The organism is Micromonospora sp. NPDC047074, assembly GCF_040643815.1.
Lineage (GTDB): Bacteria > Actinomycetota > Actinomycetes > Mycobacteriales > Micromonosporaceae > Micromonospora.
Window position 1 is genome coordinate 129901 of the sequence record NZ_JBEYVB010000017.1, and the last position, 10177, is coordinate 140077.

Genomic DNA, 10177 nt, shown 5'->3' on the forward strand with positions numbered 1-10177 from the left:
GCTACAGCCCTATTAACTGCTCCTGCCGGCCACAGGCACGAGACGCCATCTGAGGCTCGGCGCGCGCTGGCCCGTACGCTTCGCGCTGCGTGACGCCGAGGAGTTGTCCGCCCGTACCGGCAGAACGGTCCTGGTCTGCCGGGCGCTCAGCTTCCACAACTGGCACTGACCGGTCGTCGACGCGCCAACCGGTCAGATCCGCGTGTCAGCGGGACGCGGTGTCACGGTGTGGGTCCGCACCACCCGGCGATAGTCACGGAGAGCTACCACTGCGCGCGTGACGGATTGTGACGCTCGGCTTCGAGCGGCAAGGTGTCCAAACATGCCCTTTGCTCTGCAGCCACGGACGCACCATGCGGTTCACCTGCCATATCATCCGGGCCGCCCGGCGGCGCTCGTCACCCACGATGCCACGTACCGTAACTGGTGCGTCCATGGCTGCAGAGCAAAGTGCCGGAGAGGGTGATGGGTTACGGGCGAAGGATGTCACTCAAAGTGACGCCGTGAGCGGAGCGGCGCGGTCGCGGGCGCCGGACGATCGGGTGACACGGTTGTCCGCCGCCGTCGGTCCCGGTTGCCACTCAGCTAGTCCCCCAGCCAGGCAGGCAGCCGGCGTCAGAACGACGCAAGGGCCACCCGCCGCCCCTGGCCATACCCGTCCGCATCGACATCCGTGACGACGGCAAAGGCCCCGCGTGGAACCCTTTGTAGCTTCCCGACTCGGGAGGCGACAGCCAACAGGGCCGCCACGTCCGCACCGCTGATGAAGAAGATGTAGACACCCTCCCACTCTTCCCCGTCGTCGTAGACCTCCACCTCCCCGCGCTCCTCCAGGTCAACGAGGAAGTCTTCGATGTCCTCGATCCAGGGGAACTGGTAGTCGTCATCGGAGAGACCGCCCGCCGCCAGGAGCGGAACGTGAATCTCGACGAGAGCTTCAGCCATCGAGCGATGATGACCCGGCTCAGGGCACAAGAGCGGGTCGCGTGACCAAGGACGACTTCACCCAGACGTCGAAGTAGGAGTTGGGTCGGCCAGCTCGGCAGTGTCCGAGGTGGCGTTGCTGATCAGGGCCAGACGGTGCCCGTCGTCGCGTAGCGCGTCGAGCACGTCCAGGGTCGCGGTCGAGACACTGTCGAGTACCCGGCGCCCGAGGGCTCGCCGATGTTCACCGGCCCGTTCCACCTGATCGTCGGTAGGTGTGCCGCCGAGGCGCCCGGCGAGGTTGCGGACGGTTTCCTCCACATCCCACCGGACCAGCCGGTCTCGCCAGGTGGCGTGGTACGCGGCGACCAGCGCCGCCGGAGCCACCCCGACCATGACCGCCATCTCGCCGACCACCCGATCACGCTCCTCGTCGGCACCGTGGACCAGGGTGTGGAAGAGGTCGAAGATCACCGGCCGCGACATCCTGGCATCCTGCCTGCCATCCCGTCCACCATCGCCGGTGGTGGACATGCTGGTCAGAGCACTTGAGCCGGTCACTTGGCGTTGAAGTAGCTCGCCTCCGGGTGGTGCACCACGATCGCGTCCGTCGCCTGCTCCGGGATGAGCTGGAACTCCTCCGACAGCTGCACGCCGATCCGCTCCGCACCCAGCAGCTCCACGACCTTCGCCCGGTCCTCCAGGTCGGGGCAGGCCGGGTAGCCGAACGCGTACCGGCAGCCCCGGAAGTCGGTGCGCAGCAGACCCGCCAGGTCCGCCGGATCGGCGTCGGCCACCGTACGGCCGCCCGGGAGGGTCAGCTCGGACCGGATCCGTCGGTGCCAGTACTCCGCGAGGGCCTCGGTGAGCTGCACGGACAGCCCGTGCACCTCCAGGTAGTCGCGGTACTCGTTGCGGGCGAACATCTTCGCGGTGTACTCGCTGATCGGCTGCCCCACGGTGACCAGTTGCAACGCCACCACGTCCAGCTCGTCGCCGCGCGGGCGGAAGAAGTCGGCCAGGCAGAGCCGCCGCTCCTGCCGCTGCCGGGGGAAGGAGAACCGGGCCCGCTCCGCGTGCCCGTTCTCGTCCAGCACCACCAGGTCGTTGCCTTCGGCGTACGCGGGGAAGTAGCCGTACACCACGGCCGCCTCCAGCACCTGGTCGGCGATCAGCCGGTCCAGCCAGTAGCGCAGCCGGGGCCGGCCCTCGGTCTCCACGAGTTCCTCGTAGGACGGCCCCTGCCCGCCACGGGCGCCCCGCAGGCCCCACTGCCCGAGGAAGGTGGCCCGCTCGTCGAGCAGCGCCGCGTAGTCGGCCAGCGGCACACCCTTGACCACCCGGGTGCCCAGGAACGGCGGGGTGGGCACCTCGACGTCGGTGGCCACGTCGGAACGGACCGAGGCGTCGTCCAGCTCCGGCAGCGACTCGGTGACGACCGCCCGCTGCCGCTCGCGGCGCGCCCGCCGGGCCGCCAGGGCCGCCTCCCGCTCCGCGTCGACGACCGGCGCCCCGCCGCGCTTGGCGGTCATCACGCGGTCCATCAGGGACAGTCCCTCGAACGCGTCGCGGGCGTAGTGCACCTGGCCGGGGAACATCGACCGCAGGTCGTCCTCGACGTACGCCCGGGTCAGCGCCGCCCCGCCCAGCAGCACCGGCCAGCGCTCCGCGACCCCGCGCGCGGCCATCTCGGCGAGGTTCTCCTTCATGATCACGGTGCTCTTGACCAGCAGGCCCGACATGCCGATCGCGTCGGCGCGGTGCTGCTCGGCGGCCTCCAGGATCGCGCTGATCGGCTGCTTGATGCCGATGTTGACGACCTCGTAGCCGTTGTTGGACAGGATGATGTCGACCAGGTTCTTGCCGATGTCGTGCACGTCGCCCCGCACCGTGGCCAGCACGATACGGCCCTTGCCGCCGTCCTCGGCGGTCTCCATGTGCGGCTCCAGGTACGCCACCGCGGTCTTCATCACCTCGGCGGACTGGAGCACGAACGGCAACTGCATCTGGCCCGAGCCGAACAGCTCGCCGACGACCTTCATGCCGTCGAGCAGGATGTCGTTGATGATCGACAGTGGGCTGCGCCCCCGCGTCATCGCCTCGTCCAGGTCGGCCTCCAGGCCGTTGCGCTCCCCGTCGATGATCCGCCGCTTGAGCCGTTCCTCCAGGGGCAGCGCGGCCAACTCCTCCGCCCGCCCGGCCCGGGCCGACGCGGCGTCCACGCCCTCGAAGATCTCGATGAACTTCTGCACCGGGTCGTAGCCCTCACGACGTCGGTCGTAGACGAGGTCCAGCGCCACCTCCCGCTGCTCGTCGGGAATCTTGTTGAACGGCAGGATCTTGCTGGCGTGCACGATGGCGCTGGTCAGGCCAGCCTGCTGACACTCGTGCAGGAAGACCGAGTTGAGCACCTGCCGGGCAGCCGGGTTGAGCCCGAAGGAGACGTTCGAGATGCCGAGGGTGAAGTTGACGCCCGGGTAGCGGCCGGCGATCTCCCGGATCGCCTCGATCGTCTCGATGCCGTCGCGCCGGGTCTCCTCCTGTCCGGTGGCGATCGGGAAGGTCAGCGCGTCGATCAGGATGTCCGAGCGGTCCATCCCCCACCGGCCGGTGAGGTCGTCGACCAGCCGGGCCGCGACCCGCACCTTCCACTCGGCCGTCCGCGCCTGCCCCTCCTCGTCGATGAGCAGCGCCACGACCGCAGCGCCGTGCTCCTTGACGACGGGCATCACCCGGGCGTACCGGGACTCCGGCCCGTCGCCGTCCTCGAAGTTGACCGAGTTGACCACGCACCGGCCACCGAGCATCTCCAGCCCCGCCTCGATCACCGGCGGCTCGGTCGAGTCCAGCATGATCGGCAGGGTGGAGGCGGTGGCGAACCGGCCGGCGAGTTCCCGCATGTCCTGCGTGCCGTCGCGCCCGACGTAGTCGACGCAGAGGTCCAGCAGGTGCGAGCCGTCGCGGGCCTGGCTGCGGGCGATCTCCACGCAGGCCCGCCAGTCGCCGGCGAGCATGGCCTCGCGGAACGCCTTGGAGCCGTTGGCGTTGGTCCGCTCCCCCACCATCAGCACGGAGGCGTCCTGGGCGAACGGCACCGGATGGTAGACCGACGAGACGCCGGCCTCGTGCCGCGGCTCGCGGGGTGCCGGGCTCGTGCCGTGCAGGCGCTCGGACAGCACCCGGATGTGCTCCGGGGTGGTGCCGCAGCAGCCGCCGACCAGCGAGACACCGTACTCGGTGACGAACCGGTGCAGCGCGTCGGCCAACTCCACGGGCGTCAGCGGGAAGTACGCCCCGTCCGAGGTCAGCACCGGCAGGCCCGCGTTCGGCATTACCGAGAGCGGGATCCGGGAGTGCTGGGACAGGTAGCGCAGGTGCTCGCCCATCTCGGCCGGCCCCGTCGAGCAGTTCAGCCCGATCAGGTCCACCCCCAGCGGCTCGATGGCCGCCAGCGCCGCCCCGATCTCGCTGCCCACCAGCATGGTGCCGGTGGTCTCCACCGCCACGTGACAGATGATCGGCACCGTCCGGCCGAGCCGGGCCATGGCCCGCTTCGAGCCGACCACGGCCGCCTTGACCTGGAGCAGGTCCTGGCAGGTCTCCACGATCAGCGCGTCCGACCCGCCCTCGATCAGGCCTTCGGCGTTCTCCTGGTAGGCGTCGCGCAGGGTCGCGTAGGCGGCGTGCCCCAGGGTGGGCAGCTTGGTGCCCGGGCCGATCGAGCCCAGCACGAAGCGGGGCCGCTCCGGGGTGGCGTACGCGTCGGCCGCCTCCCGGGCGAGGCGGGCCCCGGCCTCGGAGAGCTCGCGGATGCGGTGCTGGATGTCGTACTCACCCAGGTTGGCCAGGTTGGCGCCGAAGGTGTTGGTCTCGACGCAGTCCGCACCGGCGGCCAGGTACGCCTCGTGCACCCCACGCACCACGTCCGGCCGGGTGACGTTGAGGACCTCGTTGCAGCCCTCGTAGCCCTCGAAGTCGTCCAGGGTGAGGTCGGCCGCCTGCAGCATCGTGCCCATGGCGCCGTCGGCGATGAGGATCCGGTCTGCCAGTACGTCGAGCAATGAGGTGCGCACAGGATCAGGTTAGTGCGGTTGCGACCCGACCGATTCCACCGCACGTGCCTTCCCACATTCTGTCGCCGGGATCACGCTGTCCGGTTCATCGTGGTATGGCCGGCCGTCGCCGGGCACCACCGGCGCGGCCGACGGGCCGCATCCCGCCCCGACACGTAGGCTGGCGGACGTGAAGGACTACAGCGACAGCACCACGCCCGGCGGGCGGACGACCGGGTCCGGCCCCGGTGCCGCCCCGACGAGCAGGGTGAGGTGACGGCGTGACGGAGTTCGACGGACTGCCGGTGCTGCGGTCCCCCGTGGCGATCGCCGCGTTCGAGGGCTGGAACGACGCCGCCGACGCGTCCACCGCCGCTGTCGAGCACCTGGAGCAGGTGTGGCAGGCCCGGCAGGTCGCCGAGCTGGACCCGGAGGACTTCTACGACTTCCAGGTCAGCCGCCCCACCATCACCATGGCCGAGGGCGAGACCCGCCGGGTGGAGTGGCCGACGACGCGCTTCATGGTGGCCAGCCCCGAGGGCACCGAGCGGGACGTCGTGCTGATCCGGGGCATCGAGCCGAGCATGCGCTGGCGCACCTTCTGCGAGCAGGTACTGGAGATCTGCCACAGCCTGGAGGTGGAGCGGGTGGTGGTGCTCGGCGCGCTGCTGGCCGACGTGCCGTACACCCGGCCGTTGCCGATCAGCGGCAGTGCCTCCGACGCGGAGGCCGCCCAGCGTTACCAGCTCACCCCCACCCGCTACGACGGGCCGACCGGGATCGTCGGCGTGCTGCACGACGCGTGCAACAAGGCCGAGGTCGACGCGGTCTCGTTCTGGGTGCACGTGCCGCACTACGCCAACAACCCGCCCTGCCCGAAGGCCACCCTCGCCCTGCTGCACCGCGTCGAGGAGGTGCTCGACCTGCCGGTGCCGATGGCCGACCTCGCCGAGGAGGCCGCCGAGTGGGAGCAGCGGGTACGCAGCGCCGCCGAGCAGGACGCCGAGCTCGGCGAGTACGTACGCGAGCTGGAGGAACGTGTCGGCGACGCGGGCATCACCCCGCTGACCGGTGACGAGATCGCCCAGGAGTTCGAGAAGTACCTGCGCCGCCGGGGCGGTTCCGCCGGCCCCACCGCCGGCTCCTGGTAGCCGGCCTGACCCGTCATCGCCGGGCCCGGACGTCCTCTCGTCCGGGCCCGGCGATTGGCGTGTCCGGGGTGGCGCCGTCACCCCCTCTACGGCATCCTAGGAACCTAGCTGTGATCGAGGAGGCGGGTATGCAGATCAATCCGGGGGCGGCCGAGTTCCCGCACCGGCAGATCGCCGCGCAACTGAAGGCCCAGATCCGCCGCGGCGACTGGGGGCCGGGCGAGCGGCTGCCGTCCATCCCGGCCATCGCCGAGCTGTTCGGCGTGGCGAAGCAGACCGTGCAGCGCGCCGTCGACCAGCTGCGGGTCGAGGGCATCCTGATCACCAAGCCCGGCTCGGGGACGTACGTCCGCGGCACCCGGCGGCGACTCAACCGGCTCTCCCGGGGCCGGTACGGCGGCTTCCGCGGCTACCACACCGACCTGGCCGCGCGGTACCGGCAGCAACTCGTCTCGGTCGGCCGGGCCCCCGCCCCGCCCGAGGTGGCGGACGCGTTCGGGGTGACCGACGGCACCGAACTGCTCTGTCGGCGCCACCTCGTCCGCACCGAGGACTCCCCGGTCGAGGTGGGCGCCTCGTGGTTCCTGCCCGCCGACACCGCCGGCACCTCCCTGGAGCGCGCCGAGGCGTTCGGCCGGCCGCTCTACCAGGAGGCCGAGGAGGCCACCGGCCGCCGGTACGTCTCCGCCACCGACACGATCAGCGCCCGCCAGCCCAGCCGGGAGGAGGCCGAGATCCTCCAGATCCGCCCTGACACCCCGGTGCTGCACCTGCTGCACGTCGCCTACGACGGTCACCGCAAGCCGATCGAGGTCGCCCAGGCAACCTGGCCCGGCCCGGTCACCACACTGACCGAGGAGTACAAGATCCCCGCCCCCACCCCGGACCCGGACCCAGACCCAGGCCTGACCCTGGCCTGACCCTCCCCCCGCCTGCCCCTCCCCTCTCCCCTCCCCGCCCGCCCCACCGCCCGCCCGACGCGGCCGGCCCCGCTGCGTCGATCTTGCACTTTCCGCCCGCACAAAGCGCACAAAAGCCGCACTTCAGGGGCCGAAAGTGCAAGATCGCGGGGCTGGTGGGGTGGGGCGGGGGTGGGGGTGGGGGTGGGGAGGGTGGGGGTGGGGAGGGTGGGGTTAGAGGCGGAGGCCCAGGAGGGCGTCGAGGGTGGTGGCGAAGAGGGCGGGGGCGGTCGGGTCCGGGGCGGTGCCGGCGAGGGTCGCCTCGGCCCACTCGTCGGCCAGCGCGAGGGCACCCGGAGAGTCCAGGTCGTCGGCGAGACGGGCGCGTACGCCGGCCAGGAAGTCCTCGCCCGACGGGCCGGCCGGCGCGGCGGCGGCCAGCCGCCAGCGGGCCAACCGCTCCTGCGCGGTCGCGAGCAGCTCGTCGGTCCAGGAGCGGTCGGTGCGGTAGTGCCCGGACAGCAGCGCCAACCGGACCGCCATCGGATCGACCCGGTCGGCGCGCAGCCGGGAGACGAAGACCAGGTTGCCCCGGGACTTCGACATCTTCTCGCCGTCCAGGCCGATCATGCCGGCGTGCACGTAGTGGCCGGCGAACGGCGCGGCGCCGGTGAGCCGTTCGGCGTGCGCGGCGGAGCACTCGTGGTGCGGGAAGATCAGGTCGTTGCCGCCGCCCTGCACGTCGATCCGGTCACCGAGCAGGTTGAGCGCGATGACCGTGCACTCGATGTGCCAGCCGGGCCGGCCGGTGCCCAGTTCGCCGCCCGGCCAGGACGGCTCGCCCTCGCGGGCACCCCGCCACAGCAGCGGGTCGAGCGGATCACGCTTGCCAGGGCGGTCCGGGTCGCCCCCGCGCTCGGGGAAGATCTCCAGCATCTGCTCACGGGTCAGGTTGGACTCGTAGCCGAACCCGGGCACGGCGGCGATGTCGAAGTAGACGTCGCCGGTGCCGTCCGCCAGGCGGTACGCGGCCCCGTCCTTGAGCAGCACGAGGACCCGGTCGGCGATGTCGGGGATGGACTCGACCGCACCGACGTAGTGCGCCGGCGGGATGATCCGCAGCGCCTCCATGTCCTCCCGGAACAGCGCGGTCTCCCGCATCGCCAGGACCTTCCAGTCCTCACCGTCCCGCTCGGCCCGCTCCAGCAGCGGGTCGTCGATGTCGGTGACGTTCTGCACGTAGCGCACGTCCCGGCCGGCGTCCCGCCACACCCGCTGCACCAGGTCAAATGTGATCATGGTGGCGGCGTGGCCCAGGTGGGTGGCGTCGTACGGGGTGATCCCGCAGACGTACATGGTGGCGGTGCCGGCCGGATCGCTAGGGTGGACACCCTGTCGCGCCGAGTCGAACAACACCAGCGGCCCGCCCCTGCCCGGCAACCGCGGCACCTCGTGTCCCGCCCAAGAGTCCATGTCCGTCAGCCTAACCAGCCGACGCGGCACGGCAGGACCGGCCCACAGTGATCATCGCGACAGCGCCGCGAGCGGGCACCGGGACCGGACCGGCACCCTGGCGGGCGGTCGGACGGGAGGCCGTCACATGGGGGGCCAGGGCACCGCCGGCCAGTCCTGCGACGGCTGCGGGAAGAGGCCGCTGTGCCGCAGCCGGTCGACCCGGCCGGCCAGTCCGTCGACCTCGCGGGAAGTCAGGTGGTCGGAAAGTTCCGCCCCGAGCGCCCCGGCGAGCTGCCCGGCGAGCGCGTCGAGCATCTCCACGGCGTCCGCCGGCAACTGCCGGCCGGCCCAGCCCCAGAGGACCGTGCGCAGCTTCTCCTCGACGTGGAAGCTCACCCCGTGGTCGACCCCGTAGATCCGGTCGTCCGGGCCGACCAACACGTGCCCGCCCTTGCGGTCCGCGTTGTTGATGACCGCGTCGAGCACCGCGAGCCGGGCCAGCCTCGGGTCGTCGGCGTGGGCCAGCGCGTACGGCCTGCCGTCGTCGTCGCGGGCCGCGGCGATCGGGAACCAACGGGGCGGCAGCTCGTCGGCCGGCACGAACCCGACCAGGGGTTGCGCGTCCTGCGGTTCGTCGATCCAGAGCTGACACGATCCCGGCCCGAGCGGGCCGTCACGCAGCACCGTCGGAGGCACCAGGTCCCATCCGGTGGCCTGGGAGACCACGTACGCCGAGACCTCCCGGCCGGCCAGCGTGCCGTCCGGGAAGTCCCACAGCGGACGCTCGCCCCGCACCGGCTTGTAGACACAGCGGGCGGTCGCCCCGTCGAGGGTCAGGATGCCGCGCAGGGTGGTGTTGGAGGCGTCGACGAGCCGCCCCTCCAGGTCGAGCTGACCGTCCCGGAGCAACCGGAGCGCGGCCTCGCCGTCCTGTCGGGGCTGAAGTTCGGACGACGTCACCGGTGGTAGCCGTTGTGGCGTGGGCAGAGGTGACCCGCGGGATCCAACGGCTGGCCGCAGAGCGGGCAGGGCGGCCGGCCGGCGTTGACCACCCGTCGGGCCCGCTCGATGAACTGGCGGGTGGCCTCCGGAGTGAGCCGCACCCGGAGCCGGTCGAGGTCGTCGTCGGGCTCCTCGTCGACGTCGACGTCGTCCTCGTCGTCGGGCTCGCCGAGGTCGACCTCGACCTCGGCCTCACCTGCGGCGATGGCCTCGATCACCACGGTCGCGGTGTCGACGTCGAACGCCAGCCCGAGCGTGCCGACCCGGAACTCCTCGTCGACCGGCGTGTCCAGCGGGTCGTTGTCACCGACGGCCGGCAGCGTCTGGGGCAGCTCCACACCGAACCGGCGCTGCGCCTCGGAGAGCAGCTCCTCCAGCTTCTCGGCGAGCAACGACACCTGGACCTTTTCCAGCGCGACGCTGACCAGCCGGCCACCGCCGCGCGCCTGGAGGAAGAACGTGCGCTCCCCCGGCGGCCCGACAGTCCCGGCGACGAACCGCTCCGGCGGCTCGAAGGCGTGCACCTGGTGGGTCATACCCACGACCCTATCCGGCGCGCCACGACGCCGCGTACCCCACTGACGCTAATCGCCACGCACCCGCCGCGCCCGGCCCGTGGACGGCCGTGCCCGGGCGTGGCGGCCCACGGCGGGGGGGGGGGGGCCGGGCCGCCGGCGGGGGGGGGGGGGGGGGG

General features: G+C 71.8%; 8 protein-coding genes. 2 read left to right on the forward strand and 6 right to left on the reverse strand.

Translation table 11 applies throughout. From position 1 onward, the window contains the following. Positions 1-615: 615 nt before the first annotated feature. The 3 genes from ABZ809_RS21180 to metH form a co-directional block, all read right to left on the reverse strand. Complete coding sequence (locus tag ABZ809_RS21180; protein ID WP_357564275.1) at positions 616-945, reverse strand: hypothetical protein; 330 nt, start codon at positions 943-945, stop codon at positions 616-618. A gap of 57 nt (positions 946-1002) precedes the next feature. Further along, positions 1003-1410, reverse strand: a complete 408-nt coding sequence (locus ABZ809_RS21185) for a hypothetical protein (RefSeq protein ID WP_357564276.1) — start codon at positions 1408-1410, stop codon at positions 1003-1005. Between the two features lie 71 nt (positions 1411-1481). Next, complete coding sequence (metH, locus tag ABZ809_RS21190; RefSeq protein WP_357564277.1) at positions 1482-4997, reverse strand: methionine synthase; 3516 nt, start codon at positions 4995-4997, stop codon at positions 1482-1484. A 260-nt stretch (positions 4998-5257) separates the two neighbouring features. On the opposite strand from metH, the gene ABZ809_RS21195 reads away from it, so the two are divergent. Beyond that, positions 5258-6127, forward strand: a complete 870-nt coding sequence (locus ABZ809_RS21195; protein WP_357564278.1) for a PAC2 family protein — start codon at positions 5258-5260, stop codon at positions 6125-6127. A 128-nt stretch (positions 6128-6255) separates the two neighbouring features. Continuing rightward, positions 6256-7047, forward strand: coding sequence for a GntR family transcriptional regulator (locus ABZ809_RS21200; protein WP_357564279.1), 792 nt, complete (start codon positions 6256-6258; stop codon positions 7045-7047). A gap of 213 nt (positions 7048-7260) precedes the next feature. Here ABZ809_RS21200 and mshC read toward each other — a convergent pair whose 3' ends face one another. The 3 genes from mshC to ABZ809_RS21215 form a co-directional block, all read right to left on the reverse strand. Further along, positions 7261-8499, reverse strand: coding sequence for a cysteine--1-D-myo-inosityl 2-amino-2-deoxy-alpha-D-glucopyranoside ligase (gene mshC, locus ABZ809_RS21205; protein ID WP_357564280.1), 1239 nt, complete (start codon positions 8497-8499; stop codon positions 7261-7263). A 123-nt stretch (positions 8500-8622) separates the two neighbouring features. Further along, positions 8623-9441: an SCO1664 family protein gene (locus ABZ809_RS21210; RefSeq protein ID WP_357564281.1), complete on the reverse strand. Its 819-nt coding sequence runs from the start codon at positions 9439-9441 to the stop codon at positions 8623-8625. Beyond that, positions 9438-10019 (reverse strand): DUF3090 domain-containing protein, encoded by a 582-nt coding sequence (locus tag ABZ809_RS21215; RefSeq protein ID WP_357564282.1) that lies wholly within the window; start codon positions 10017-10019, stop codon positions 9438-9440. The genes ABZ809_RS21210 and ABZ809_RS21215 overlap by 4 nt, the downstream gene beginning before the upstream one ends. Positions 10020-10177 lie beyond the last annotated feature (158 nt).

Bases quoted from the DNA above. Each gene is read 5' to 3' on its own strand.
- ABZ809_RS21180 (WP_357564275.1), bottom strand. From the start codon at position 945: ATGGCTGAAGCTCTCGTCGAGATTCACGTTCCGCTCCTGGCGGCGGGC.
- ABZ809_RS21185 (WP_357564276.1), bottom strand. From the start codon at position 1,410: ATGTCGCGGCCGGTGATCTTCGACCTCTTCCACACCCTGGTCCACGGT.
- ABZ809_RS21200 (WP_357564279.1), top strand. From the start codon at position 6,256: ATGCAGATCAATCCGGGGGCGGCCGAGTTCCCGCACCGGCAGATCGCC.
- mshC (WP_357564280.1), bottom strand. From the start codon at position 8,499: ATGGACTCTTGGGCGGGACACGAGGTGCCGCGGTTGCCGGGCAGGGGC.
- ABZ809_RS21215 (WP_357564282.1), bottom strand. From the start codon at position 10,019: ATGACCCACCAGGTGCACGCCTTCGAGCCGCCGGAGCGGTTCGTCGCC.